Source organism: Neorhizobium alkalisoli, assembly GCF_002968635.1.
GTDB classification, from domain to species: Bacteria; Pseudomonadota; Alphaproteobacteria; order Rhizobiales; family Rhizobiaceae; genus Neorhizobium; species Neorhizobium alkalisoli.
The window spans coordinates 62,686-88,273 of sequence record NZ_PVBN01000006.1; the positions used below are offsets into that span (position 1 = coordinate 62,686).

General features: G+C 61.0%; 24 protein-coding genes. 14 read left to right on the forward strand and 10 right to left on the reverse strand.

Annotation, left to right across the window (positions count from 1 at the left end):
* Positions 1-3 precede the first annotated feature (3 nt).
* Positions 4-855, reverse strand: a complete 852-nt coding sequence (locus tag C5L13_RS14560) for a MurR/RpiR family transcriptional regulator (protein ID WP_105384015.1) — start codon at positions 853-855, stop codon at positions 4-6.
* A gap of 147 nt (positions 856-1,002) precedes the next feature.
* Between C5L13_RS14560 and murA the strand changes: the two genes are divergently transcribed.
* From murA to C5L13_RS14610, 10 genes are all read left to right on the forward strand, one after another.
* Positions 1,003-2,259 (forward strand): UDP-N-acetylglucosamine 1-carboxyvinyltransferase, encoded by a 1,257-nt coding sequence (murA, locus tag C5L13_RS14565; protein WP_105384016.1) that lies wholly within the window; start codon positions 1,003-1,005, stop codon positions 2,257-2,259.
* Positions 2,256-3,140, forward strand: a complete 885-nt coding sequence (locus tag C5L13_RS14570) for an N-acetylglucosamine kinase (protein ID WP_105384017.1) — start codon at positions 2,256-2,258, stop codon at positions 3,138-3,140. Before murA ends, C5L13_RS14570 begins: the two co-directional genes overlap by 4 nt.
* A 149-nt stretch (positions 3,141-3,289) precedes the next feature.
* Positions 3,290-4,213, forward strand: a complete 924-nt coding sequence (gene murQ, locus C5L13_RS14575) for an N-acetylmuramic acid 6-phosphate etherase (protein ID WP_105384018.1) — start codon at positions 3,290-3,292, stop codon at positions 4,211-4,213.
* Between the two features lie 74 nt (positions 4,214-4,287).
* A complete protein-coding gene (locus C5L13_RS14580) occupies positions 4,288-5,811 on the forward strand; it encodes an ABC transporter substrate-binding protein (protein ID WP_105384019.1) in 1,524 nt (507 codons plus the stop codon).
* Between the two features lie 38 nt (positions 5,812-5,849).
* Positions 5,850-6,812, forward strand: a complete 963-nt coding sequence (locus tag C5L13_RS14585) for an ABC transporter permease (protein WP_105384020.1) — start codon at positions 5,850-5,852, stop codon at positions 6,810-6,812.
* Positions 6,812-7,645, forward strand: a complete 834-nt coding sequence (locus C5L13_RS14590) for an ABC transporter permease (protein ID WP_105384021.1) — start codon at positions 6,812-6,814, stop codon at positions 7,643-7,645. The genes C5L13_RS14585 and C5L13_RS14590 overlap by 1 nt, the downstream gene beginning before the upstream one ends.
* A complete protein-coding gene (locus C5L13_RS14595; protein ID WP_105384022.1) occupies positions 7,642-9,387 on the forward strand; it encodes an ABC transporter ATP-binding protein in 1,746 nt (581 codons plus the stop codon). The genes C5L13_RS14590 and C5L13_RS14595 overlap by 4 nt, the downstream gene beginning before the upstream one ends.
* 9 nt (positions 9,388-9,396) lie before the next feature.
* Positions 9,397-10,422, forward strand: a complete 1,026-nt coding sequence (locus tag C5L13_RS14600) for a serine hydrolase domain-containing protein (RefSeq protein WP_105384023.1) — start codon at positions 9,397-9,399, stop codon at positions 10,420-10,422.
* 11 nt (positions 10,423-10,433) lie between these two features.
* Positions 10,434-11,549 (forward strand): anhydro-N-acetylmuramic acid kinase, encoded by a 1,116-nt coding sequence (locus tag C5L13_RS14605; RefSeq protein WP_105384024.1) that lies wholly within the window; start codon positions 10,434-10,436, stop codon positions 11,547-11,549.
* Between the two features lie 41 nt (positions 11,550-11,590).
* The gene (locus tag C5L13_RS14610) at positions 11,591-12,511 is read left to right on the forward strand and encodes a DMT family transporter (RefSeq protein WP_105384025.1); all 921 of its coding nucleotides are present in this window, start codon (positions 11,591-11,593) and stop codon (positions 12,509-12,511) included.
* Positions 12,512-12,537: 26 nt separating this feature from the next.
* Here C5L13_RS14610 and C5L13_RS14615 read toward each other — a convergent pair whose 3' ends face one another.
* The 5 genes from C5L13_RS14615 to C5L13_RS14635 form a co-directional block, all read right to left on the reverse strand.
* The gene (locus C5L13_RS14615) at positions 12,538-13,281 is read right to left on the reverse strand and encodes an ABC transporter permease (protein WP_105384026.1); all 744 of its coding nucleotides are present in this window, start codon (positions 13,279-13,281) and stop codon (positions 12,538-12,540) included.
* Positions 13,278-14,216, reverse strand: coding sequence for an ABC transporter ATP-binding protein (locus C5L13_RS14620; protein WP_105384027.1), 939 nt, complete (start codon positions 14,214-14,216; stop codon positions 13,278-13,280). The genes C5L13_RS14615 and C5L13_RS14620 overlap by 4 nt, the downstream gene beginning before the upstream one ends.
* On the reverse strand, positions 14,213-15,436 hold the full coding sequence (locus C5L13_RS14625; protein WP_105384028.1) for an ABC transporter permease: 1,224 nt from the start codon (positions 15,434-15,436) through the stop codon (positions 14,213-14,215). Before C5L13_RS14625 ends, C5L13_RS14620 begins: the two co-directional genes overlap by 4 nt.
* A gap of 25 nt (positions 15,437-15,461) precedes the next feature.
* Complete coding sequence (osmF, locus tag C5L13_RS14630; RefSeq protein WP_105384029.1) at positions 15,462-16,373, reverse strand: glycine betaine ABC transporter substrate-binding protein OsmF; 912 nt, start codon at positions 16,371-16,373, stop codon at positions 15,462-15,464.
* Between the two features lie 274 nt (positions 16,374-16,647).
* Positions 16,648-17,409 carry an SDR family NAD(P)-dependent oxidoreductase gene (locus tag C5L13_RS14635; RefSeq protein ID WP_105384030.1) on the reverse strand — a complete coding sequence of 254 codons (762 nt, stop codon included), beginning with the start codon at positions 17,407-17,409 and terminating at the stop codon, positions 16,648-16,650.
* A gap of 151 nt (positions 17,410-17,560) precedes the next feature.
* Between C5L13_RS14635 and C5L13_RS14640 the strand changes: the two genes are divergently transcribed.
* Positions 17,561-18,190: a TetR/AcrR family transcriptional regulator gene (locus C5L13_RS14640; RefSeq protein WP_105384031.1), complete on the forward strand. Its 630-nt coding sequence runs from the start codon at positions 17,561-17,563 to the stop codon at positions 18,188-18,190.
* 26 nt (positions 18,191-18,216) lie between these two features.
* Here the strand turns inward: C5L13_RS14640 and C5L13_RS14645 are convergent, their stop codons facing one another.
* The 4 genes from C5L13_RS14645 to C5L13_RS14660 form a co-directional block, all read right to left on the reverse strand.
* On the reverse strand, positions 18,217-18,555 hold the full coding sequence (locus C5L13_RS14645; protein ID WP_105384032.1) for a hypothetical protein: 339 nt from the start codon (positions 18,553-18,555) through the stop codon (positions 18,217-18,219).
* 147 nt (positions 18,556-18,702) lie between these two features.
* Positions 18,703-19,257, reverse strand: a complete 555-nt coding sequence (locus C5L13_RS14650; protein ID WP_407070433.1) for a DUF4334 domain-containing protein — start codon at positions 19,255-19,257, stop codon at positions 18,703-18,705.
* A 12-nt stretch (positions 19,258-19,269) separates the two neighbouring features.
* On the reverse strand, positions 19,270-19,494 hold the full coding sequence (locus C5L13_RS14655; RefSeq protein ID WP_105384033.1) for a hypothetical protein: 225 nt from the start codon (positions 19,492-19,494) through the stop codon (positions 19,270-19,272).
* Positions 19,495-19,606: 112 nt separating this feature from the next.
* Positions 19,607-20,422, reverse strand: a complete 816-nt coding sequence (locus tag C5L13_RS14660; protein ID WP_105384034.1) for an ATP-binding cassette domain-containing protein — start codon at positions 20,420-20,422, stop codon at positions 19,607-19,609.
* Positions 20,423-20,537: 115 nt separating this feature from the next.
* On the opposite strand from C5L13_RS14660, the gene C5L13_RS14665 reads away from it, so the two are divergent.
* The 3 genes from C5L13_RS14665 (at position 20,538) to C5L13_RS14675 (ending at position 25,572) form a co-directional block, all read left to right on the forward strand.
* Positions 20,538-22,280 (forward strand): ABC transporter ATP-binding protein, encoded by a 1,743-nt coding sequence (locus tag C5L13_RS14665; RefSeq protein ID WP_105384035.1) that lies wholly within the window; start codon positions 20,538-20,540, stop codon positions 22,278-22,280.
* 56 nt (positions 22,281-22,336) lie between these two features.
* Entirely contained in the window at positions 22,337-23,221 is an 885-nt protein-coding gene (locus tag C5L13_RS14670; protein ID WP_105384036.1) for a helix-turn-helix domain-containing protein, read from the forward strand.
* A 161-nt stretch (positions 23,222-23,382) separates the two neighbouring features.
* The gene (locus tag C5L13_RS14675; protein ID WP_105384037.1) at positions 23,383-25,572 is read left to right on the forward strand and encodes a TonB-dependent siderophore receptor; all 2,190 of its coding nucleotides are present in this window, start codon (positions 23,383-23,385) and stop codon (positions 25,570-25,572) included.
* Positions 25,573-25,588: the final 16 nt, after the last annotated feature.

Consider the following 25,588-nt stretch of genomic DNA (forward strand, 5'->3'; position numbering starts at 1 on the left):
TATCTATCTGGCCTTCAAGACCGAAACGGCGGTCTCGCTGTTGTGGACATAGTCGTTGGCGTCGGGCTGGCGCTGTATGAGGAGAATGAAAAGAAGGTCCGTCAGCATGAGCTGCGCATCGCGCGCCGTGATGGACGACGAACGCACCCTCTCCTCGTCGGCGACGGTATAAAGCCGGATATTGGCGACCTGCGTGAGCGGTACGCCGTTAAGGCCGGTGACAGCAACGACGGTGGCACCTCGCTCTCGCGCGAGTTCCGCAATCCTCAGCGTCTCGATGCTCGCGCCGGAATAGGAAAATGCGAACAGGACATCAGCCGCATTCAGGGTGGAGGCGTTGGCCATCTGGACATGGCTGTCGCTGTCATGCAGCACATTGCGGCCGAGCTTCATCAGCTTGTAGGAGAAGTCCCGGGCAACCAGCGACGATGCTCCAACGCCAGCCATGTGAATACGGCGCGCGTCGTTCAAAGCCGTCAACGCCCTCTCGATTTCCTGTTCGCCGTTGACCGCAAGCGTCTGCTGCATCGCAAGCATCTTGCTGCTGATCAGCTTCTGCAGGATCGTGAGATAGCCGTCTCCCACTTCGATCGAGCCGTGAATCATGCCTGGAGGAGCATGCCATTCCTGGGCCTTCGCCTTGCTGACGGCGAGCTTCAGCTCCTGGTAGCCCGCAAAACCCAGCTTCTGGCTGAATTTGACGACGCTCGATTGACTGCGGCCCGTTTCCGCCGCGAGCGCCGCCGATGACAGTTTCAGCATCTGGTCCGGGTGGTCCAGGATGAACCGACCGATCTGGCGATCCGCTGGAGCCATATCCTCAAGCTGTGCGTTGATCTTCCGTAGGACTGACATTGGCCTTTCCGTCGCGCCTCTCGTGTCGACATATCACACTAGCAGCAAAAAGTCGGAATAAAAAATTCCAAAAGATTGACACCGCAGATAGTGCGTTTACTTTCGTTGTCTAAGCAGAATCCCTGCACTCCTTCGGCAGGCTCCATCATGGACAGATTGCGAATTATCGGCGGTCATAAGCTTCAAGGCGCCGTCACCATTGCCGGCGCCAAGAATGCCGCGCTTCCCCAGATCGCAGCAGCCCTCCTGAGCCCCCACCCGGTCGAGCTCACCAACCTGCCGCAGGTCAGCGACGTCGAGAATATGCTTGGCGTCATCGGCCTGCATGGCGCCCAGGTGACGCGATCGGCACATTCCACGATTATCGATGCCGGCTCCATCGTCTCGACGGAAACATCCTACGATACCGTGCGCAGGATGCGGGCTACCGTTCTCGTGCTGGCGCCGCTCCTTGCCCGCTTCGGCCATGCGCGCGTGTCACTGCCCGGTGGCTGCGCCATCGGCGCCCGTCCCGTCGACATGCATATCAAGGTTCTGGCTGCACTCGGCGCGGAAATCCGCATCGAAAGCGGGCTCATTGTCGCCTCTGCCCCCAATGGTCTCAAAGGTGGACGCGTCGTTTTGCCCTCACCTTCGGTCGGCGCGACCGAGACGGCGATGATGACGGCAACTTCGGCAAAGGGTGAGACGGAAATCCTCAATGCCGCTCGCGAGCCGGAGGTCGCCGATCTTGCCGCCTGTCTCGGTGCGATGGGAGCCCGCATCGAGGGAGCCGGCACCCACCGTGTGCTCATCGAAGGACCGACGAATTGGCGGCCGGCCAAACACCACGGCATCCCCGACCGCATCGAGGCCGGAACCTATGCCGTTGCAGCGGCCATTACAGGCGGCTCGCTGGAATTGATCAATGCCCGGCTGGAAAACGTGGCTTCGGTCGTTCAGGTGCTGGAGGCCATGGGCGCCAGCGTCTGGCCGAGCGACCGTGGCCTTGTCGTGTCGCGCGACGGACCGCTCAGAGCCGCCGACATCACCACGGAACCCTATCCCGGCTTCCCGACTGACCTTCAGGCGCAGTTCATGGCGCTCGCCGCCTGCGCGGACGGCGCGTCCCTGATCCGCGAGACGGTGTTTGAGAGCCGGTTCATGCACGTTCCGGAATTGATGCGGCTCGGAGCTAACATTTCCCTTCAGGGCACTACCGCGCTGGTGCGGGGCGGCACGTCCCTCAAGGGCGCCCAGGTCATGGCGACCGACCTTCGCGCATCGGTTTCACTCGTATTGGCAGGACTTGTGTCGACCGGCGAAACCGTCGTCAACCGGGTCTACCATCTCGACCGCGGTTATGAGCAGCTCGACCGGAAACTGCGCCTCTGCGGCGCCGATATCGAACGGCTCAGCGAATGACGGCATCGGGCGAACACTATTTCCTGGGCGTCGACGGGGGCGGCACGGGTTGCCGTGCACGCGTCGAGGACGGTTCAGGCGCCGTGCTGGGACAAGGCCTCTCCGGTCCTGCCACCACCCGCCTCGGCATCGAAGAGGCTTGGGCCTCCATATCGCGCGCCTTCAACGCTGCATTGGACGAAGCCGGATTTGGTCCAGATGAGGTCGCCCAAACCCATGTCGGCATCGGCCTTGCCGGAATAGGTCGCAAGGGCGCGCTGGAGGCCCTGACGGCAATCCCGCATCCGTTTGCAAGCGTTGAATTTACCAGCGACGGCATGGGCGCCTGCCTCGGCGCGCATTCCGGCCGCGACGGCGCGATCGTGATCGCCGGCACCGGCTCGATCGGGCTGGGTGTCGTGGAGGGAAGGAACCTTCGCGTCGGCGGTTACGGCTTTCCCATCTCCGATGAGGGCAGCGGTGCCGACCTCGGCCTGAAAGCCATCCAGCTCGCATTGCGCTCCCACGACGGTCGGCTTGAGAAAACTGCCCTGCTCGGCGAAGTCATGCAGCGCTTCAAAGGCGACCCGATGGAGGCCGTCGCCTGGATGGATCGGGCAACCGCCACCGACTATGCGGCACTGGCGCCAATGGTGATGCGCCATGCGGATCAGGGCGATTCAGCCGGTCGCCGGATAGTCCAGTCTGCAGCAGAGCAGATCGACACGCTGGTCCGCACCCTGTTCGAACTTGGTGCGCCGCGCGTCACGCTGCTTGGCGGCCTCTCGAGCCCACTTGAGGCGTGGTTGGCCCCGGACGTCCGTCGGCGGCTGAAGCCGGCGGATGGCGATGCCGTATCGGGCGCAATCATCCTCTCGCGAAAAGCTGCTGTTAGCCGCTGAGCCGCTACTGCCGAGCCACGCGAACATCGTAGAAGTTAGGAATATAATATTCCTTTTCTGATTGACAGACGGAATGAACGATCCTACTCCTTTACCAAGGTTAACGGCGGACGGAAAAGGGCGCTCCGCCCGAGGTCGAAGGCAGGAACATGACGGAAGCGCAGCTGATATCCGAGCTGGAAGGACTGGTCTCGGAAGACCGCAATCCCCGCTCCATGGAGATCGATCTGTTCCCGACTGCGGAGGTCCTCCGATCGATCAACGAGGAGGACAAGGGCGTCCCCGCGGCTGTCGAAGAAGTCATCCCGCAGATCGCGGAGGCGGTCGACGAGATCGTCAGAGCTTTTCAGAAAGGCGCGCGGCTGGTCTACATCGGGGCCGGTACCAGCGGCCGACTGGGTGTCCTTGACGCGTCGGAATGTCCGCCGACCTTCAGCGTGCCGGAAGGCATGGTCGTGGGATTGATTGCCGGCGGAACCGAGGCCCTGATGCATGCGATCGAAGGCGCCGAGGACGATCCGGATCAGGGTCGCCAGGCTCTCCTGGATATCGGGCTGACGGCGGATGACGTGGTCGTCGGCATCGCCGTCAGCGGCCGCACGCCCTATGTCATCGGCGCGCTCACCTATGCGAAGACACTCGGGGCCAAGACCGTCGCCCTCTCCTGCAACCCGAATTCGGTGATTGCAGCCATTGCCGATATCGCCATTTCACCGGTTGTCGGTCCCGAAATCCTGACCGGTTCGACGCGGTTGAAATCAGGCACGGCGCAAAAACTGGTCCTCAACATGCTGACCACCGCCAGCATGATCCGCATCGGCAAGACCTACCAGAACCTGATGGTCGATCTCCACGCCAGCAACCAGAAGCTCGTGGCGCGCGCCGCCCGCATCGTCATGCAGGCGACCGGCTGTTCGCCCGACGAGGCAAGAGAGGTGCTCGATCTGACGCAGAACGACGTCAAGCTCGCGATCCTCATCCAGCTTACGGGAATGGAAGTCGGCAACGCGCGTGCGGCGCTTGAGGGTGCCGGAGGCTTCCTTCGCAAGGCTATAGGTGGAAAGACAGCGTAAAGCTGCGGAAGAACGGCTTTGCCGCTTGCTGCGGTCCGGCCGGAAGGGCAAACCAATCTCAGAGGGAGAATGAAATGGGAAGGCATTTTTCTACACGGCTGATATCCGGTTTCGCATTCGCTGCGACGCTCGGCGTCTCGTTCGTCACGTCGCCGGCGTCGGCGGCGACGCTCCGCATGGCATGGTCGCAGGACGCGACCGGCCTCGATCCTCATAAACAGACCGCGTTCTCGTCGATCCGGCTGCTCGAGCTGATTTACGAACCGCTGGTGCGCCTGGACAAGGACCTGAAGATCGTTCCGGCGATCGCATCGTCGTGGGAATTCTCCGACGGCGGCAAGCAGCTGACATTCAAGCTTAATCCGAACGCAAAGTTCCAGGACGGCAAGCCTGTCACGCCGGCGGACGTGAAGGCCTCCTTCGAGCGGGTCCTGGATGAAAAGACCGCGGCGGCAGCGCGCGCCAATTTCCGGTCCATCGCGTCGATCGAAACACCGGATCCGACGACCGTCGTCTTCAAGTTGTCGCAGCCGGACGTGCCTCTTCTGACGGCGATGGCAAGCATCAACGCCGCGATCGTTCCGGCAAGCGAGATCACCGCTGGATCGGTCGGCACGAAGGCGCTCGGTTCCGGGCCATTCAAACTGGAAAAATGGGATCCCAACTCGAAGGAAGTGTTGACTGCCAACAAGGACTGGGCGGGCGGCAAGGTCGGCGTCGACGGGATCGACATCAGTGTGCTTCCCGACGAAACGGCGATCCTCGCATCGCTGCGGACAAAGCAGATCGACTTCGCGCTCCTGAACGATCCGCTTGTGGCCACGCTCGTCCCCAAGGAAACGAACCTGACGCTCAACCGCACGCCGGTGCTTGCCTACCACGTTCTCCAACTGAATGCTTCACGCAAGCCGATGAACGAACTCGGTGTTCGTCAGGCGATCTCCTGCGCCATCGATCGCCAGGATGTCCTCGACACGGCTTCCGTGGGTGAAGGCAAGGTGACCGGTCCGCTGACGGCGCCCGGCTATACGACGGACGCAAGCCAGCTCTTCTGCTACAAGCGCGATGTGGAGAAGGCCAAGAAGCTGATGGCCGATGCCGGCTATGCCGATGGCTTTTCCGCAACCGTGATCGCCGCCAATGGCGAACCGGCGACGGCCGCCTCCGAAGCGCAGGTCATCCAGTCGCAGCTTGCGGAAATCGGCGTCAAGCTCGACATCAAGATGATGGAGCTGAATGTCTATGTCGATGCGTGGCTGAAGGGCGACTTCGACATGGCCGTCGCGCTGAACGGCGGACGGGCCGACCCCTATTCGATGTACAACAGGTACTGGACGAAGGCAGGCAATCTGCAGAAGGTCGCGAACTACATCGACGACACTCTCGACAGCCAGATGCAGAAGGGACGCGAGGAGACCGATCCCGCCAAACGCAAGGCGATCTTTGCCGACTTCGAGAAGCATTTGGTCGAGATGTCGCCCTGGGTCTGGCTCTACACGTCCTACAGCTACACGGCTCAGCAGAAGAACGTTCAGGGCTTCGTCCCGACGCCGGAAGGCTCCTTGTTCGGACTGAGCAAGGTCACGGTTCAGCAATGACGTCGACCTGAAGGAAAAGACAAAAGGCTGGCTGACCTATGAGTTACCTGACGCGACGGCTATCGACCTTCCCGCTCGTTATGCTCGGGGTCTCCATCCTCGTCTTCGTGGCGATCCGCATGGTGCCGGGTGATGCGATCACCGCAATGCTCGGCACCGAAGCAGGCCTTCTGACGCCGGCACAGAGAGAGGCTCTGGCAAACTATTTCGGCATCGACCAGCCGATTGCCGTGCAGTATTGGCACTGGCTGCTCGGCGTCTTCCGCGGCGATCTCGGCATCTCCGTCACCTACGGAAAGCCGGTACTCGGCGTGATCCTGGAACGATTTCCACTCACTCTGCAACTCGCTCTCATGTCGATGTGCGTCGCGCTTCTCGTCGGCTTGCCGGCGGGAGTTTTCGCTGCCACGCGTAACGAAAAGATGTCCGATCTCGCTGTGCGCATCTTTGCGATGATCGGCCAGTCTACGCCCAACTTCGTCGTCGGACTGCTGATCATCTACGCCTTGTCGGCCGGCTTCGGCATCCTGCCGACCATGGGCGAATTCACGCCGCTGCTCGTCGATCCCTTGCGCAATCTCGGACAGATGATCCTGCCCGCTGTAACGCTCGGCTTTGCCTTTGCCGCGTCCGTGACCCGTATCTCTCGCTCCGCCATGCTTGACGTCCTGAGTGACGACTATGTCCGAACCGCCCGCAGCAAGGGCGTGCCGAAGCGCAGCGTCATCTGGCGCCATGCGCTGCCGAACGCCTTGATCCCGGTCGTCACGCTGAGCGGCGTGGAATTCGGTTATCTGCTCGGCGGCGCCGTGCTGGTCGAGCAGATCTACGCCCTGCCCGGCCTCGGCCGGCTGGTGCTCGATGCGATCCTGCAACGTGACTATGCGCTGGTGCAGGGCTGCGTGCTCTTCATTGCCTTCAATTTCATGGTGGTCAATCTGATCGTCGATCTCGTCTATGTCGCACTCGACCCGCGCATCCGTCTTGGAGAAGGCGGCTGATGCTGCGGGCCATCTTTTCCCATCCGAGCGGCAGGATCGGCGGCACGATCGTCGTGATCTATGTCGTCGTCGCATTGCTCGGCATGTTTGACGTCACGCCGCACAATCCGCTGCAGCAATACCGCATCGACCGTCTGCATGCCCCGAATGCGAGTTACTGGATGGGCACCGATCTCTTCGGCCGCGACGTCGCTAGTCGCTTGATGAAGGGTGTCGGCCAATCCTTCTTCGTCGGCTTCTGCTCTGTGACGCTCGCAACGCTCGCCGGCACCGTGCTTGGTCTGACAGCCGCCTGGTTCGGCAAGGCCTGGGATGGCCTCGTCATGCGCATCATGGATGTATTGCTCGCCTTCCCCGCGATCCTGCTTGCGCTGCTGATCATCGCGATCGCCGGTCCGGGCACCTGGACAAGCATTGCAGCAATCGCGATCGTCTATACGCCGATCTTCACCCGCGTCGTGCGCGGCCCGGCGCTCTCCATCAAGGCACGAGAATTCGTGGACGCCGCTCGCACCTTCGGCAGCAGCAGGCGCTATATCCTGACCCGGCATCTTCTCCTGAACCTCGTCGCGCCGCTGACGGTGCAGGTCACCCTGGCGCTCGCGTGGTCGCTGCTGACGGAAGCCGGTCTGTCTTTCCTCGGCCTCGGAACCCAGCCGCCGGCCTCTTCGCTGGGCCTCATGCTTGCCGATAGCCGCAACCTGATGGAAACGGCCCCCTGGTTGCTGATCTTCCCGGCACTGGCGATCATGATCAGCATCCTCGGCTTCAACCTTCTCGGCGATGCGTTGCGCGACATTTTCGATCCCAGGACACGCAGGTCCGCCGCATGACTCCGCTTCTTTCCGTCTCGAATTTACGCGTCAGCTTTGGTCGAAACCCCTTGGAAAACGAGGTCGTTCGGGGCGTGAGCTTCGACCTGGCCGCTGGAGAAACTTTGGCGATCGTGGGCGAAAGCGGATCCGGCAAATCGGTCACCGCGCTCTCAATCAATCGCCTGGTCGATTTCGGCGGCGGCAAGATCATCAGCGGCACCATCAATCTCGCCCGAACCGGGAACAGCATTCTCGACCTCGCCCAGGCTAGCGAGCCCGTACTGGAAAAAATCCGCGGCTCCGAGATCGGCATGATCTTTCAGGAGCCGATGACCTCGCTCAATCCGGTGCTCACGATCGGCACGCAAATTGAGGAATCCTTCCGGCTCCATCGCGGCCTGACCGGCAAGCAGGCGACCGCAGCGGCAAAGGACGCGCTTGACCGGGTGCGCATCCCCGATGCCGCGCGCAGGCTCAAATATACGCCGAACCAACTCTCGGGCGGCATGCTTCAGCGGGTGATGATCGCGACGGCACTTGCCTGCAATCCGCGTCTGCTGATCGCCGACGAGCCGACCACCGCGCTCGACGTTACCGTTCAGGCGCAGATCATGGCGCTGCTCGCAGAATTGAAACGCGAAACCGGCATGGCGATGATCTTCATCACCCACGATATCGGGCTCGTCGCGGGCATAGCGGACAAGGTGATGGTGATGCAGGCCGGCGAAGCGGTCGAACAGGGTGCGCTGGGCGATGTTCTCGACCGGCCGCAGCACCCCTATACCCGGCACCTGCTCAGCGCCGTGCCGCATTTCGAATCCGGTCGTGCTGCGCGCTCGGATTACGCTCGCGGCCAGTCGGAAATGACAAGCCCGGCTCTCAGGGTGGATGGCCTGACCGTTCGTTTCAAGGTGGCCGGAGGCGTGTTCCGCCGCTCGCCCGGCTCCGTCCATGCCGTGGAAAATATCGACTTCGATCTGATGCCGCGCGAAACGCTGGCGATCGTCGGTGAAAGCGGTTCGGGCAAGTCCACCACGGCGCGCGCCATCCTCGGTCTCGTCCATCCGACCAGCGGCGGCTTCTCGACACATACAGGCAGGATTGCCGAGGCGACCGATCCGAGCGTCCAGATGGTGTTCCAGAACCCCTACGCCTCGCTCAATCCCCGGCTTCGCATCGACAGCATACTCGCCGAACCGGTAATCGCGGCCGGTGGGCGGGTAAACGGGGAGACACGCGCCAAAATGGCCGCGTTGCTGAAGCGCGTCGGCCTGCCGGAAAACTGCCTTGAACGCTACCCCCACCAGTTCTCGGGCGGCCAGCGGCAACGCCTCTGCATCGCACGCGCGCTCGTGCTCAATCCATCCATTGTCGTTCTTGACGAAGCGGTCTCCGCGCTCGATGTTTCCGTGCAGGCAAAGGTACTGGAACTGCTCGTGGACCTGCAGCGAGAATACGGGCTCGCCTATCTCTTCGTGTCGCATGACATGGCGGTGGTCGAGCGGATCGCCCATCGCATCGCGGTTCTTTATGCCGGTGAGATCGTCGAGATCGGCGATGCCGCTTCGGTGCTTTCCAATCCGCAGCACTCCTATACAAAGCGACTCATCTCCGCTGTGCCGAGCATCGATCGCCGCAACCAGCATTTCGAACTCGACACGCGCCAGGTGCCGTCGCTCGTCCGGCCGCCGGGTTTCGAGCCCCCGGTGGCGCAATGGCGTAGCTTCGGGCCGGATCACCGCGCGCGGGCGGAAGTTTGAGGTGGAACCATGGACGAGCAACTAGCTGCCGATGCCGAACTGATGGACACGTTCGATCGTGCCTTCGCACCCCTCGAAGGGGCGGTTGCGGATGGTCGCATACCGGGTGGTGTATTCGGCCTCGTCGACCTGAGCCATGGCCGCGCGACACGCGCCACAGGCTCGGCGCAGATCGTTCCGACAATCCGTCCCATGACGCTCGAAACCTGGTTCGATCTGGCATCGCTGACCAAGGTCATATTCACCACGCCGCGCATTCTTGAGCTCGCCGAGCAGGGCACGATCGATCTCGACGCGCCGCTGACCACGGTGCTGCCGGACCTGCGCCAGTACAATGCAGACGCCTGGGAACGGAAGGTGACGTTCCGTCAATGCCTCGGTCACCAGACGCCCTTTCCGGCGGTGGAAGCGATCTATACCTATGGCAGCGATCCGGAGCTCTTGCGCGCCTTTGTCCTGCAGCGCGAGTGGCGCCACGGCCCGCCCGTCTATTCCGACATCAACTTCATTCTGCTTGGGTTGGCGTTGGAGCGCCTGACCGGCAAACCTATCCGGGACCTCGATCCCGGCCAGGGTTTTGCGTTTTCTGCCGACCCCCACCAATCGGCGGCGACGGAAAACTGCACCTGGCGGCAGCGCGTACTCTCCGGCGAGGTGCATGACGAAAACTGCGCCGCTCTCCAGGGCTCCGGTCACGCGGGCCTGTTCGGTACAGTGAATTCCGTTCTCGATTTCGCCGAAGGTTTGCTGAACGGCACCGGTGTCTCGAAGCACGCGATTGCGCTGATGCGCACGCCGCTCTCGGACAAGCGGACGCACGGCTGGGAGCATCCCTATCAAAACTGGTCGGGCGGCCACGCATGCAGCCCCGGCACCATTGGGCATACCGGCTTCACCGGTACCGGACTCTGGATCGACTTCCACCGGTGCTGCGCCTGGACATTGCTCACCAACCGCGTCCATCCGACCCGCCATTTCGACAGCGGCATCGTTCAGTTGCGACAGACTGTGGGCGATCTTATCAATCAATCCTGAGGATCTCGATCATGGAGCCTATCTGGGCCGTCGGCCTGATGACCGGAACCGTCCTGGACGGCAATATCGACGTGGCGCTCCTGAAGACGGACGGCGAAACGATCGACACCTTCGGCGCCTATACGCTCGCCCCCTACCCTCCGGAAATCCGCGCTCTGCTTGAAGAGACGCTCCGGCAGGCGCGCGCCTGGAACTTCGAGGGGCCGGAGCCGGCGATCTTCCGGGAGGCGGAGGACGCCCTGACGCGTGCCCAATCGAAGGCGGTAAAAGACCTCGTCGAAAGCACCGGCCTTGGCATGGCAGATATCGGCATCGTGGGCTTTCACGGACAGACGGTGCTGCACCGCGCGCCGACGAGCACGCGACTGGGCGATACACGCCAGCTCGGCGATGGAGAACTCATGGCTTCCATCCTCGGCACCAAGGTCGCTTACGACTTCCGCTCTGCCGACGTTCGCGCCGGAGGCCAGGGCGCGCCCCTTGCCGCCGCATATCACGCTGCCCTGCTGCGCAGCGTGGACACAAGCGGCGAGACGGCCGTGCTCAATCTTGGCGGCGTCGCAAACATCACCTGGTGGGACGGCAGCGACACCGTCATCGCCTTCGACACCGGTCCGGCAAACGCCCCGCTCAACGATTTCATCAAGGCACGGGGCCTGGGCGAGATGGATCGCGACGGCGCGCTGGGTGCGGCCGGCAAGGTCGACGAGGAACGCCTCGCCCATCTCCTGCAACATCCCTACCTGACAGCCGCTTATCCGAAGTCTCTCGATCGGTTCGACTTTACCGCCGCCATGGCCGATGGTCTCGACCCGACCGATGGCGCAGCAACCCTGTCGGCCTTTACGGCGTCCGCCGTCGGCAAGGCTCTCGATCTTTTACCCCGCCGGCCGAAACGGCTGATCGTCAGCGGCGGCGGACGCCACAATCCGACGATCATGAGCATGATTGAGAGCAGAGCGGGTGTTGTTGCCGCCTCTGCAGATCAGTTCGGCTGGCGCGGCGATGCGGTGGAGGCGGAATGCTTCGCCTTCCTCGCCGTTCGCGTCCTGCGCGGCCTGCCGATCAGCTTCCCGACCACGACGGGCGCACCTCGCCCCTTGCCAGGCGGCAGACTGGCCGGATAAGCCACCCTCGATACAGTCCTGAGTCGGAGCGCTCGAACATCATGAACAAAAGAGTGGCTTCCACTTTGAGCGGCAACGCGGTGCTTCTCGGCGTGCTGCTGATGCTGCTCGGCGACTTCATGTTCTCGCTGAACGACGCCATGGGCAAATGGCTGGTTGCGAGCTTTTCCGTCGGCCAGGTTCTGGTCATCCGCTCGCTCGGCGCTTTCTTGGTCCTCGGCCCGATGATCGCCCGCCAACCCATTGCAGTTCTCTACAATGTGGAACGGCCGGGACTGCAGATATTGCGGGTTGTCTTCGCCACCGGCGACCTCGCGCTTTTCTACGCCGCCGTGGTCTACCTCCCGCTCGCCGACGTCATGACGTTCTACATGGCCGGCCCCATCTACGTTGCCGCTCTTTCTCATTTTCTGCTGGGAGAGCGGATCGGATGGCGGCGCTGGCTCGCGGTGCTCGTCGGTTTCGCGGGCGTGGTGATCGCGCTGCGCCCGTCCTCCGAGATGCTGACATGGCCCTCGGTCTTCGGCCTGATCGGCAGCTTCTCCTTCGCCCTGACGCTGGTGCTGAACCGCAGGCTCCGCGGCACTTCCGACGCGACCTTGGTGACCTGGCAGACGGTGGCTGGTCTCATCGCCGGGATTTTCCTCAGCGTCGGCAACTGGAGCCCGTTCAACGTGGGCGAACTCCTGGCGCTGCTCTTGCTGGGCATTGTAGCCTGCATCGCGCACCTGCTCATTACCCGCTCGCTGAAGCTTGCCCCCGCCTCGGTACTTGCACCGCTGCAATATACGCTGCTGCTATGGGCCGTCATCCTCGGCTGGCTATTCTTCGGCGATCTGCCGGACACTCAGACCTGGATAGGTGCAGGCATCATCGTTTTTGCCGGCCTGTTCATCTTCCATCGCGGCAACGTCAAACAGGATACCGAAGCTGTCGTTCCGACGGATTCGAGCCACGGCTAGGTTTGGCGATTACGGCATACTCGAAATCATCGAGCGCCGGCGCGGCGCGCCAGCAGGCCTTCCACGGCCGATAGTCCGTCATAGATCAGGACGGCCAAAGCTCCGACGATCAGGCCGCCCTGCAGTATGAAGGCCAGGTTGTTCGACTGCAGTCCGGCGATGATCACCTCGCCTAGCGTTTTTGCCGCAACCGTCGAGCCGATCGTCGCGGTCGAAAGGCTGATGACGACCGACAGCCGAATGCCACCGACGATAATCGCCAGCGACAGCGGCAGTTCGATCTGCATCAACCGCTGGAAACCCGTCATGCCGGCGCCGCGTGCCGCCTCTATGACCGACTGGGGCAGATTGGTGAGCGCGGTAAGGGTGTTCTCGAAGATCGGCAGGAGGCCATAAAGGAACAGTGCGATCAGGGTCGGCTTTTCGCCGAAGCCCACCGCCGGCACAGCCAGAGCCAGGACCGCAACCGGCGGAAACGTCTGACCGATATTCACGAGACTCCGAGACAGCGGCAGGAACTCGCTCCCGAACGGTCGGGTGACGAGTATCGCCAGAAGCACTGCGATGATCGTCGCCATCAGCGTGGCGAAAAATACGGTCTTCAGGTGCAAGAGCGTCAGGCTGAGCAGACTGCCCTGGTTGTAGATGGCCGGCGCGTTCGGCTGCACCAGAGACCTGAATAACGGCTCGAAACTCTCCGGAAAGAGCAGAAAGGCGATCAGCAGGAGAAGCAGCAGTGCCCGCAATGCAGTCGGCAACCAGACCTTCATAGAGGCCTCGCTGCCCGCTTGAGAAGAGCGTCCAGGGTGACACGCCCCATCGGCGTTCCGGTGACCGAAACGACGGGCAATGCCCTTCTTCCGCTCCAGAGGAGATCGGCGAGTGCCTCCTGCTGCGTCCTGTCTTCCCGAATTGGCTCGCCGGAGGCCTCACCCGGCTCCGCGGCCGTTCCTGCCGTTGATATCGAAAGCAGACGGAATGGCCGCTCCGCATCGCCGATCAGGGTTTCTACGAAAGATGTCGCCGGCATCTGCACAAGCTCGGCCGGTGGTCCGTATTGAACAACCTTGCCCTGATCCATCACGGCGATCTTGTTGGCGAGATGGAAAGCCTCGTTCATGTCGTGGGTCACGAGCACGATCGTCGTGCCGAAATGCTTCTGGATCGCAAGCAGATCCTCCTGCGCCTTGGCACGGATGATCGGATCGAGGGCGCCGAAGGGTTCGTCCATGAGGAGCACATTGGGTTCCGCCGCCAAGGCGCGCGCCACTCCCACCCGCTGCTGCTGCCCGCCGGAGAGCTCATGCGGGTAACGCGGCCCGTAGACTTCCGGCTCAAGCTGGAAGAGCGTCAGCAGTTCCGCGACCTTGAGGTCGATCCGTCGTCTTTCCCAGCCCAGCAGACTTGGCACGGTCGCAATGTTCTGCGCCACCGTGCGATGCGGAAACAGCCCGTGGCCCTGAATGGCGTAACCGATCCGCCTGCGAAGTTCGTAACCTGCGATCGACCGGTTGTCTTCGCCATCCAGCCTGATCGCTCCCGAACTCGCTTCCACCAGCCGATTGATCATTCGCAGCAGCGTGGTCTTGCCGGAACCGGACGTACCGACGACGACAGTAATCGTGCGCGGTTCGATCACCATGGAGACGTTATCGACGACGGCTACGCCGTCATACTGTTTGGTAATGGCGTCGATCTCGATCATGCCGACCTCGCTCCGTTTACGGCTCGGGAATTAAGCTCGATAAGTGCATCCAGTATTACGGCGGCTGCAAAGGAGAGTGCCACGGTCGGCACGGCGCCAAGCAACACGAGATCCATCGCCGTCTGACCGATGCCCTGAAAAACGAAAACGCCAAAACCTCCGCCGCCGATCAGGGCCGCGATCGTTGCAAGGCCGATATTCTGAACGAGCACGATACGGATGCCGGTAAGGATCACCGGCAGCGCAAGCGGAAACTCGATCTTCAAGAGCCGCTGCCGATTTGTCATGCCGATCCCGCGGGCTGCATCGACCGCGTCTTTCGGAACGCCGGAAAGTCCGATGACGGTGTTGGCGACCACCGGCAGCAGCGAATAGAGGAAGAGCGCGACAAATGCAGGTGCCGCCCCGATGCCGCGAATGCCGAGCGCCGCCGCACCGGGAACCGTCACGGCGATCCAGCCGAGCGGCGCGATGAGAATACCGAAAAGCGCGATGGACGGGATCGTCTGTATGAGATTCAGCGTGTTCAGAACGCTTGCCCGCAAGGGCTCGACCCGGTGACAGAGGATGCCCAGCGGCAGGCCGATCGCCACGGCGGCCACCAGTGACCCGAGCGCGAGCGTGACGTGTTTGCCCGCTTCGACCCAAAAGACATCGGCCCTGCCTGCATATTCCTTCATCATCGAAAGTCCGTCCCAGCTTCCCGAAACCAGGAGGCCCCCGACACCCGCGGCCGCCAGTATCAGAAACAGCACCCGCATCCACGGCGGCGGCTTCAGCCGCGTGATCGCATCGGCGGCCAGAAGCGCGAAGGCGAGAAGGAGAATCCAGAAACCTGAAGCCGGGGACACGCGCGCGTAAGTATTGCCCGGCGGCGTGAGGAAGTGCCCCGCCAACCCCATGGCAAGAGCAAGCGCCAGCAGCGTTGCCGCCGCCGCGAGGAGCTTGATCCAGGCGGCTGTGCGCAGCAGTGCCGCGACCGCGGCCACAAACAATAGCGCCATCAGGGCCCATGCGGCCCAGGACGGCAGCGCATCCAGTATCGGTTTCGCCTGCCCCTGCACGATGCGGTTCGGCTTCGATACGGCGAAGGAAGCCCCAAGCCCTCCATAAGCCGCAAGAAGAGCAATGACGATGCCGAGTTTATCGAGCCGAATTCTCAAACCGCCCCTGCCCCCTACCCGATCAAAAAGCCGGACACTTGGAAGCGTCCGGCCCATGTCGCATGAAAACCCTTGGAAGGAACTATTTCAAGAAGCCGTTTTTCTTCAGGAAATCCTCGGCAACCGCCTTGGCGGGTTCGCCGCCCACCTGCACGCGGCCATTGAGGTCCTGCAGCGTAACGAGATCGAGCTTCTCGAAAACCGGCTTCAACAGCGCTTCGATGTTCGGGGCCTTCTTCAACACCTCCTCGCGGATGATAGGTGCCGGCTGATAGACCGGCTGCACGCCCTTGTCGTCCTCGAGAACAACAAGCCCGGAGGGCGCGATACCGCCATCGGTTCCGTAGACCATTGCCGCGTTCGCGCCACTGGTCTGATTGGCGGCCGCCGCGATCGTAGCGGCCGTGTCGCCGCCGGATAGGGTGATGAGCTGGGCGGGCTGGAGCTTGAAACCATAGGTCGTCTGGAACGAAGGCAGCGCCGCAGCCGAATTCACGAATTCGGACGAGGCTGCCAATACGATCTTGCCGCCACCTGCGACATACTTGCCGAAATCGGTGAGCGTCTTCAGCTTGTTCGCGTCGGCAACATCCTTGCGGACGGCAATGGCCCATGTGTTGTTTGCCGGCGATGGTGAGAGCCAGACGATCTTGTTGGCGTCGTAGTCGAGTTTCTTGACCGTTTCGTAAGCTTTTTTCGGATCCTTCCAGGCGGGATCCTCAGCCTTCTCGAAGAAGAAGGCGCCATTGCCGGTATATTCCGGATAGATATCGATCTCGCCTGCGGCGATCGCCTTGCGGACAACCGGAGTGGCACCCAGCTGGATGCGGTCCGTCGCCTGGATATTGTTGGCCTTCAACACGGCAAGCACAATATTGCCGAGTACACCACCTTCGGTGTCGATCTTCGAGGAAACCACCACCTGGGCATGAGCCATTGTAGCCGAAGCACCCAGTGCAAAAGCGATACCCAGCAACTGCTTTTTCAGGGACATGACTAAATTTCCTCCGAACAGCGGGCGTCCCCCGCGAAAGTTAGAGCCGAAATGAGTTAGAGCCTTCCCTATGTAGGGTCAGCTTTGCACTCTACGAGTTCTGAATCCAGGCGGACCGCTAATTTTTTCGGCTTATGTAGCAAATGTCACTAACGCCCCTCCAGTCGAAGCGGCCTAGGTGGTTGAAAGCAAGATCCTGAGCTTCGCTTGAAGCTCAGGATCTTGCGCAGCCGGTATGATCTGGACTGTGTGTCGGAGCTTCGGTTTTCGATGCTCAGATTCCGAGGCCACCGGCTACATTAATGGTTTCACCGTTGATGTAACCCGCATGTGGTCCGGCGAGGAAAGAGATGGTTTCCGCCACTTCCTCGAGGGTTGCAATGCGACGGACCGGATGCATGTCCAGGATGGCGTCACGGTTCGGAAGCTCACCGGCAACGTCCGCGGCCATGTCCGTCGGCATGATTCCCGGCTGGACCACGTTCACAGTGATATTGCGCCGGCCAAGATCGCGGGCAATGCCCTTCGCGTATCCGGCGAGCGCCCACTTTGTTCCGGCGTAGTCGGCGACGCCGGGGAAGAGTACGTAGGAGCCGAGGAGTGAGCCGATGAAGATGATCCGGCCACCGTCGGTCAGCTTTTGCGCCGCCGCGCGGGTGTTGGCGATTGTGCCCATGACATTGACCTGCCACTGGCGATTATATGCCTCCCCGTCGAGCTCCGGATCGTCCACCATGTGACCCTGAACCGCTATGCCGGCGTTGTTCACGAGGATATCGAGCTTTCCGAATTCAGCAATCACTCGGTCGATCAGAGGCTTGGCGGAAGCAAGGTCCGCTTGATCGCTCTTGACCGCGATCGCGCGGACACCCTTGGCCTTGAGCTTCTCGACAACGGCTTCCGCCTTGTCGGCCGAGGCAGCGTAGCTGATTGCAACGTCTGCTCCGTGATCGGCGAATGCTTCTGCAGTCGCGGCACCAAGGCCGCGTGAACCGCCGGTGATGAGGGCGACCTTCCCCTTGAGTATATTCGACATGAGTATCCTTTCTCTTCAACTGGGTTCCGCTCGATCCTTCGAGCAGCGCCGGATATCTTAATGAGCATTACGATAACGACCGGTATGAAATTTGACAGCGACGGTCAAGAGGTTTAATAACGATCATTATGAAAAGGATTGAGTTGAGCTGATGGGACGCCATCGCGAATTTGATGTGGAGAAGGCGCTCGACGCCGCGTTATGCGTCTTCTGGCGCAAGGGCTACGAGGGTGCTTCCTACGCTGACCTGACCGAGGCCGCCGGCGTCGAGAGACCAGCCCTCTATTCTGCATTCGGCAACAAGGAAGCGCTCTTTCGCAAAGTCCTGGTGCGCTACTATGAGCGATACCTGGATTACCTTCCGGTAGCGCTGAAGCTCCCGGCGGCACGGGACGTTGTCACGCACCTCCTCTACAGCGCTGTCGACCTCAACACGCGTTATCCCGAACATACGGGGTGCCTGGGCATCAACGGTGTCCTGGCGGGATCGGATGAAGCTGAGCCTGTCCGGCAGGCCCTGATCGAGGCTCGCGCTGCTGCTGAGATGCAACTTCGTGAACGCCTTCAGCGAGCAAAGGCCGAGGGCGATTTGCCGGAGACAGCCAAACCCGATGCCCTTGCCGCATTCATCCTGGCTGTGCTTCACGGCATGGCGGTGCAGGCGAAAGCAGGCTTCAGCCGCGACATGCTCGAGGCTGTCGCCGAGCAGGCGCTTTCCACCTGGCCCCAGCCAGTTTCGCATGAACATAGCCGAGACGTACAAAAACCCCGCCATCGCTGACGGGGTTCGACGAGTTCGACAGAGACTTACTGATGAATGGTATAGGAGCCCATCGCGCAGAGATTCTGGCTATCTTCAAGATCCTCGAAGCCGGAGTCTTCGGTGAACTCGAAGCGCATGTCGTACTTGCAGACATCGCGGCCGTCGCCGATGGTCACCTTTATGCTCTCGCCCGGGCCTAGCACATCCTCACCGAATACGTCTTCTTCCCAATCGCCGACGCCAACCGGCGACGTATAGAAGCGCTCCAGCGTGCCCTTCGTCTTGTTCGTGAGCGTGAATACCAGATCCTCGGCACTGGATGCGCCGGCCGAAGCGAAGATGGCCACGAAAGCACCCGCGGCCGCATAGATAAACTTAGTCAATTGAATATCCCCTCTACCCAGAATCGGGCAGAAATACTTCTAGCACAGGTATTAAAACCCACAATATCGCCCTGAATTAACTATTAATCTTAAATTCAGAAGATCCATCCGACGTACACGCCCCCAATCCTGCGCATGGAGGTCTTATCAGCCCTCGGGACGGACTGAATCGGGATCGCGGACGAGAAGAAAGAAATAGCCCCCGCCGCCGCCCTGGATTTCCATCACCCCCACCAGTCGATGGTCATCGATCCTGCGGAAATGATCTGCAATCGGCTGTCGATCATAGACCATTGCCGCACTGGTCTTGCCTCTGTAATGCAGGGGCTTCAAAGACGCGACAGGCCCCCGCGCCCGCAGCGCTCTCTGCAGGTGGGTGAACCCGTTGCGGGCCATCCGGGTGCGGCCGAAATGGGCAGCAAGTTGAAGAACGAGCCTCAGCGGAAGCCCCCCGGGATCGAGCGGCGCCAATCTCTGGCGACCGATCTGGAACAGCAACGGGTCAGCGCGTAAGTCCGCGTTGAACCGCTTTCCATACCACCCAAGGTTTTCGAGAACCCCATCCAGCCGGTGCTGCGTGGGAATCGTATGTCCGCGCCACAGCCCGACAAGCCTCTCCGGCAATACCGGCTCGAGCCGGTCGAAAAAGGCGAAGGCGGCCTCCCGCGAAGCCTGAGGAAGCGGCAGGTCCGCATGCGTGATCGGCGGCAAGGTCTATTCCTCCCGGTCCTCCTCTTCCTCTGAGAGAAGGTCGACGAGTTCGGCAACCTTTCCGTTCGGAAGACGTCGGCCTTCGCCGATCAGCGCTTCGTCGCTATTGACCCAGGCCCATGCTTCGGCGAGCTCCTCCGCCTCGGCTCCGGTTGCAATGATCTCGGCAATCAGCGCCCGGTCAACAGGCCCAAGCACGGCGATGACGTCCTGCGAAGTTATTGTCATATCTTCCTCCGTTCTTGTTACCATCCAAGATCTGGATGACACTCGATATAGGAGGTCGCGTGACGAAGTCGAACCCGGCCGTCGTGAGGAAGAAGCTCTGGAACGGAGCCGGCTATTGGGCCAACGCCACCAGCCTTCCGCTCGATGGCTGGCGCAGGATATCCATACGCACGTCGTAAATGCGGACGAGTTCCTCCGGCGTCATGACGTCTTCCGGCGCGCCGTGGGCGATCAGGCGGCCCGAATGCAGGGCGACGATCTCGTCGCAGAACCGCGCCGCCATGTTCACGTCGTGCAACACGGTGATGATCGTGATCCCCTTGTCGCGGCACAGGTCATGGGCCAGCGAAAGAACGTCGAGCTGATGACCGATATCGAGGGCCGAAATAGGTTCGTCCAGCAGCAGACAGGCCGCATCCTGCGCGACCAGCATGGCAAGCCAGACACGCTGGCGTTCGCCGCCTGAAAGGCTGTCCACCATCCGCTCCGTAAACGGGGCGATGCCCGTAAGCTCTATCGCCTCCTCGACCTTCTGGCGGTCGGTCGGACTGAACCGGCCCAGTGCGCCGTGCCAGGGATAACGGCCAAGCGCCACGAGCTCCTTGACCAACATGCCAGGGGCTGCCGGCGTCCGTTGCGGAAGGTAGGCAAGCCGGCGCGCGAAGGCCCGCGAACCCCAGCTTTCCAGGGGTTTTCCCTCGAATTGGATGGTGCCGCCGCTCGATGCCTGCTGCCTGCCGATCAGCTTCAGGAGAGTCGACTTGCCGGAACCGTTGTGGCCAATCAGAGCAATGGATCTGCCGGCGGCAAGATCGATCGTCAGCGGATGCAGAAGGACGCGGCCCTGCACGGCAAAACTGACGTTTTTGAGCGACAGGAGCGGAGATTTTCCATCCGCGAGCTCTGGTTGCTTTGCATTGAGCGTCATAAGGCACTATCCGTCCGGGCTTGTCTTCGAATATGAGAAACGAACTCATGTTTCGCGAATTTTCCCTCCCCGGTCAACCTGCTGCCGGACCTGGAGCCATTTCGAGAGTTTAAAAATGGTACGCCGTTTCTTTTCATACTATCGGCCCTATCGCGGGCTTTTTATCCTTGATTTCGGTTGCGCCATCCTCTCCGGTCTCCTGGAACTCGGCTTTCCGATGGCGGTAAAGTTGTTCGTCGACCGGCTGCTTTTGAGCCAGGAATGGCTGCTGATCCTGTTGGCTTCCGCGGCCTTGCTCGTCGTTTATGCCGTCAATACGGGCCTGATGGCGGTCATCACCTACTGGGGACACATGCTCGGCATCAACATCGAAACGGACATGCGGCGGGCCGCCTTCAATCACCTTCAGAAACTGTCCTTCAGCTATTTCGATAACCAGAAAACAGGCCATATCGTCGGCCGGCTCACCAAGGATCTGGAGGAGATCGGCGAAGTTGCCCATCACGGGCCGGAAGACCTCTTCATTGCACTGATGACCTTTGCCGGCGCGCTGGTCCTGATGTTCTCGGTAAACGGGCAGCTTGCAGTGATGACGGCGATCATCGTGCCGCTGACGGCCTGGGTTACCAGCCACTACGGCAGCCGGATGACCAATAACTTCCGCCGGCTCTTTGATCGGGTCGGAGACTTCAACACGCGCATCGAGGAGAATGTCGGCGGCATCCGCGTCGTGCAGGCCTTCGCCAACGAACACTACGAGCGCACGCTCTTTGAACAGGACAACCAGAACTACCGCCGCGTGAAGCTCGAAGCCTACCGGCTGATGGCGGCCAGCAGCTCGCTGAGCTATATGAGCATGCGGCTGACCCAGATGGTGGTCATGGTCGCCGGAGCCTATTTCGTGCTGTCGGGCGAACTGACCGCCGGTGGGTTCATCGGCTTTCTCCTGCTGGTCGGCGTGTTCTTCCGTCCGGTGGAGAAGATCAATTCCGTGATCGAGACCTACCCGAAGGGCATCGCCGGATTTCGCCGCTTCACCGAACTCATCGACACGGAACCGGATATTGCCGATGCCCCGGATGCTATCGAGGTCAACCATCTGAGGGGCGAGATCGCCTATGAGGGCGTCTCGTTCGGCTATAGCGCGGAAAAGCCCGTGCTCGAAGAGGTAAACCTGACGATCCGGGCAGGCGAGACGATTGCCTTCGTAGGTCCATCCGGTGCCGGCAAGACGACCGTCTGTTCGCTGCTGCCGCGCTTCTACGAGGTCGCCGCGGGCCGCATCACCGTCGACGGCATCGATATCCGCAAGATGACCATGGTGTCGCTGCGTCAGCAGATCGGCATCGTACAGCAGGACGTTTTCCTGTTCGGCGGCACGATCCGCGAAAACATCGCCTATGGCAGGCTGGGCGCGAGTGAAAAGGAGATCCTCGAGGCGGCTCGCAAGGCGCGGCTCGAAGAGATGCTCGCAGGCCTGCCGGATGGCCTTGATACGGTGATCGGCGAGCGCGGCGTCAAGCTCTCGGGGGGCCAGAAGCAGCGGGTAGCGATCGCCCGAATGTTCCTCAAGAACCCGCCGATCCTGATTCTCGACGAAGCAACCTCGGCGCTCGACACCGAGACCGAACGCGCCATTCAGCGTTCTCTCGCCGAGCTGTCGACAGGCCGGACGACGCTGATCATCGCGCACCGGCTCGCGACCATCCAGGGTGCCGACCGGATCGTCGTGATCGACGGCAATGGCATCGTGGAACAGGGAACACACCAGGATCTGATCGCGCAACGCGGCCCCTACACCCGGCTGCACGCAGCGCAAGCGGCCGGATTGTCGGCCAGCCCATATCATACCGATTGATGGCCCCTTAAAAACTTGATAAATCCATACATGTTTTTATCGCTTGGGATATCCAGATGACATTCCAGCCACGAATGCAGAACAGGATCGAAGGTTTTTCTGTTCTTGGCGGGCTTCGTCGCCGCAATTGGAACGGCATAACCGCCGACCTCTGGGATGTGGAATGTGCATCTTACGCAGGCGGCTACTATGTCGCGCGCGATCCCCGGCTGTTCATCCTGCTCGATCATCGTGGCCGGGGCCGGCCGAGCGTCAAGCTTTCCCCCAAGGCGTCAGGATCACCGCAGGACAGACGCGAGAGCCCGATCTCCTATATTCCTGCCGACATGGATCTGTGGGTGGATATTACCGAAGTCCAGTATGTCCGCCACCTCGATATCCATTTCGATGCGGATGTGGTCAGCAAGCGGCTGATGGAGGATATCGATCCAAAGAAACTCAAGAATCCGCAGTTGCTCTTCTTCGACCAGAGGGTCATGGCGCTCGCCGAGCTCATAGCGGCGGAGATCGTCAACCCGGTCCCCCTGCACGACCTCTACGGCGACGGGCTGGCGCTGGCGCTGGTCATCGATGTTCTGAAGATGATGAAGACTCCGCCCCGCAAACGCGGCTCGCTTGCGTCCTGGCAACTGCGGCGCGCCACCGATTTCATCACCGCCAATTCCATGCGCAATATTCGCCTGCAGGAACTGGCGGATCTGACCGGCCTGTCGCAATCGCATTTCAGCCATTCCTTCAAGGCTTCCACCGGTATGGCGCCCCACGAATGGCAGATGAGCGTCCGCCTCGACCGCGCCAAAGAACTGCTCCTGGCCGACGATCAGCCCCTGACCTCCGTTGCCGTCGAGGCCGGTTTCTCCGATCAAGCGCATTTCACGCGCGCTTTTCGCAAGCACGTCGGCGCCACGCCGGCGCGCTGGAAGAAAGCTCGGCAGGCGTAATTTCTTGCAAAGATCTGCTCGCGCCTTCGAAATTTGCCCAAAATCGTTCAATTCCTGCAGACCGAACCAAGCCCAAAAAATAAAATTGAGTTAATTACTCACGTTATTGCAGTGCCGCATTCGGGGGCGGCCAATAGGAAATCGTGAGTGGGGTCGAGAAAATGGGTAAGAAAAAGAGGCTTTTCGGGATGAGCTTTGGCTTGCGGGCAAGCGTCGCTTTGATCGGCGTCTGCGCCGGCTGGTCGGCGCAGGCACAGAACGCCGATACGACACTGGCGCCGATCGTTCTTCAGGGCGAAGGTGCGGCGGAAAGTGCGACCGGTCCGGTCAAGGGTTATGTCGCGAAGAAATCGGCCACCGGCTCCAAATCCGACACGCCGTTGAACGAAATCCCGCAGGCCGTTTCGGTCGTCGGCAAAGAGGAAATGGACGATCGCGGCGTCGTCAACAAGATCGATGAGGCTCTGCGCTACACGCCGGGCGTGACCGCCGAGCCTTTCGGCGTCGACCCGGATACGGATTGGGTCTATATTCGCGGCTTCGATGCGACGCAGACCGGCGTCTTCTTAGACGGCCTCAACCTCTTCTCGTACGGCTTTGGCGGCTTCCAGATCGATCCGTTCATGCTGGAGCGGGTTGACGTCCTGAAAGGGCCTGCTTCGGTGCTCTACGGCGGCGGCAATGCCGGTGGCATCCTCAACTATGTCCGCAAGCGCCCGACCGACGAGCCTTATTATTACACCGAGACGGGGATCAACAGTACCGGCAATGCCTTCGGCGGCTTCGACATTTCCGATAAGGTCGGCAGCAGTGACACGATGACCTACCGGCTGACCGGCAAGGTATCCGGCGGTGACAACTATTCGGATTTCTCCCACGACCTGCGCGGCTTCATCATGCCGCAGCTCACCGTTTCGCCGGATGAAGCAACGAAGCTGACCGTCTGGGGCTCGCTTTCCGGCCTCGACCAGGTTCATACCGGGAACGGCTTCTTTCCTTATTACGGTACAGTAAAGGACGCGGCCTTCGGCAAGATCGATCGCGATGCCTTTTATGGCGAACCCGATATCGATGAGGGCAAATATACCCAGCAGATGCTGGGCTACGAGTTCGAGCACGAATTCGACAATAGCCTGAAGTTCGTCTCCAATGCCCGCTACGGTCACCTTTGGAAGCACGAACAAGGCCCATATCTCTACGGATATGATACCGGCAACCCCTATGTTCCGGGATCGGATGGCAGCGTGCTGAACCGTCTTGGCTTCGAGCACACCTCGAAGGCCCATTCGTTTGCCGCCGACAACCGTCTGGAAGGCGAAGCAGACACCGGGCCGATCAGCCACAACTTCATGTTCGGTTTGGACTACAGATACTACCAGCTGGACAACAAGCAGGCCTCGTCTCCATCGACCCCGATCAGCGCGACTGATCCGATCTACGGTACGCCGCAAGGTCCGAATGCCGTCTATAGCAACCAGCTGATTACGCAGAACCAGCTCGGCATCTACGCCCAGGATCAGTTGCGCTTCGGCAATGGGTGGCTTGTTACCTTGAACGGACGCTACGACTACGTTCATACGGATACAGACAATCGCGAGACTGCCTTCGGGACTTCGCCTGACTACGAATTCACCAAATCGGCCTGGAGCGGCCGTGCTGGTCTTGCGTATGAATTCGACAACGGTCTGACCCCCTATGCCAGTGTCGGCACCTTCTTCAATCCGACGGTCGCGGTCAGCGCGACGCCCAACAATGCACCGGAAGAAGGTGAGCAGTACGAAATCGGTCTGAAATACGATCCAACCTTTATCGATGGAACGTTTACCGCTTCGCTTTTCCATTTGACGAAGAGAAACGTCGTCGTCAGCAGCGGCGCTCCGCTATTCCTGTCCAGCCAGATCGGCGAGGTGGAATCCCGCGGGATCGAGCTTGAGGGTAAGATCAACCTCAACGACAACTGGAAACTTCTCGGCTCGTTCTCCTATACGGACCTCGAGGTCAAGGACGACATCGTTGCAGCCTATATCGGCAAGAAGCCTTATCTCGTACCGGACATGACCGCTTCTCTCTGGCTCGACTACACGGTTACCGAAGGTGCGCTTGAAGGCTTGAGCCTTGGCGGCGGTGTTCGTTATCAGGGTGAAAGCTGGGCGGATCGCCTGAACACGCTGAAAGTTCCTGACGCGGCGGTGGTCGATGCGGCTATCCGCTACAAGAAGGACGGATGGGAAGGCTCGATCAACGTCGCCAACGTCTTCGACAAGGAATACGTCAAGGGTTGCGGCGGCGAATTCACCTGCGGCTATGGCGATGCCCGGACCATCACGTTCAAGCTGAGCAAGGTCTGGTAGCCGAGCGGATCGGGAC

What these genes read in the sequence shown, in the direction of transcription:
- C5L13_RS14595 (WP_105384022.1), top strand. Translation starts at nt 7,642, where the DNA reads ATGACTCCGCTTCTTTCCGTCTCGAATTTACGCGTCAGCTTTGGTCGA.
- C5L13_RS14605 (WP_105384024.1), top strand. Translation starts at nt 10,434, where the DNA reads ATGGAGCCTATCTGGGCCGTCGGCCTGATGACCGGAACCGTCCTGGAC.
- C5L13_RS14560 (WP_105384015.1), bottom strand. Translation starts at nt 855, where the DNA reads ATGTCAGTCCTACGGAAGATCAACGCACAGCTTGAGGATATGGCTCCA.
- C5L13_RS14600 (WP_105384023.1), top strand. Translation starts at nt 9,397, where the DNA reads ATGGACGAGCAACTAGCTGCCGATGCCGAACTGATGGACACGTTCGAT.
- C5L13_RS14585 (WP_105384020.1), top strand. Translation starts at nt 5,850, where the DNA reads ATGAGTTACCTGACGCGACGGCTATCGACCTTCCCGCTCGTTATGCTC.
- murQ (WP_105384018.1), top strand. Translation starts at nt 3,290, where the DNA reads ATGACGGAAGCGCAGCTGATATCCGAGCTGGAAGGACTGGTCTCGGAA.
- C5L13_RS14620 (WP_105384027.1), bottom strand. Translation starts at nt 14,216, where the DNA reads ATGATCGAGATCGACGCCATTACCAAACAGTATGACGGCGTAGCCGTC.
- C5L13_RS14590 (WP_105384021.1), top strand. Translation starts at nt 6,812, where the DNA reads ATGCTGCGGGCCATCTTTTCCCATCCGAGCGGCAGGATCGGCGGCACG.
- C5L13_RS14670 (WP_105384036.1), top strand. Translation starts at nt 22,337, where the DNA reads ATGACATTCCAGCCACGAATGCAGAACAGGATCGAAGGTTTTTCTGTT.
- C5L13_RS14640 (WP_105384031.1), top strand. Translation starts at nt 17,561, where the DNA reads ATGGGACGCCATCGCGAATTTGATGTGGAGAAGGCGCTCGACGCCGCG.
- C5L13_RS14570 (WP_105384017.1), top strand. Translation starts at nt 2,256, where the DNA reads ATGACGGCATCGGGCGAACACTATTTCCTGGGCGTCGACGGGGGCGGC.
- C5L13_RS14665 (WP_105384035.1), top strand. Translation starts at nt 20,538, where the DNA reads ATGGTACGCCGTTTCTTTTCATACTATCGGCCCTATCGCGGGCTTTTT.
- osmF (WP_105384029.1), bottom strand. Translation starts at nt 16,373, where the DNA reads ATGTCCCTGAAAAAGCAGTTGCTGGGTATCGCTTTTGCACTGGGTGCT.
- C5L13_RS14625 (WP_105384028.1), bottom strand. Translation starts at nt 15,436, where the DNA reads ATGGGCCGGACGCTTCCAAGTGTCCGGCTTTTTGATCGGGTAGGGGGC.
- C5L13_RS14580 (WP_105384019.1), top strand. Translation starts at nt 4,288, where the DNA reads ATGGGAAGGCATTTTTCTACACGGCTGATATCCGGTTTCGCATTCGCT.
- C5L13_RS14635 (WP_105384030.1), bottom strand. Translation starts at nt 17,409, where the DNA reads ATGTCGAATATACTCAAGGGGAAGGTCGCCCTCATCACCGGCGGTTCA.
- C5L13_RS14675 (WP_105384037.1), top strand. Translation starts at nt 23,383, where the DNA reads ATGGGTAAGAAAAAGAGGCTTTTCGGGATGAGCTTTGGCTTGCGGGCA.
- murA (WP_105384016.1), top strand. Translation starts at nt 1,003, where the DNA reads ATGGACAGATTGCGAATTATCGGCGGTCATAAGCTTCAAGGCGCCGTC.
- C5L13_RS14615 (WP_105384026.1), bottom strand. Translation starts at nt 13,281, where the DNA reads ATGAAGGTCTGGTTGCCGACTGCATTGCGGGCACTGCTGCTTCTCCTG.
- C5L13_RS14660 (WP_105384034.1), bottom strand. Translation starts at nt 20,422, where the DNA reads ATGACGCTCAATGCAAAGCAACCAGAGCTCGCGGATGGAAAATCTCCG.
- C5L13_RS14610 (WP_105384025.1), top strand. Translation starts at nt 11,591, where the DNA reads ATGAACAAAAGAGTGGCTTCCACTTTGAGCGGCAACGCGGTGCTTCTC.
- C5L13_RS14655 (WP_105384033.1), bottom strand. Translation starts at nt 19,494, where the DNA reads ATGACAATAACTTCGCAGGACGTCATCGCCGTGCTTGGGCCTGTTGAC.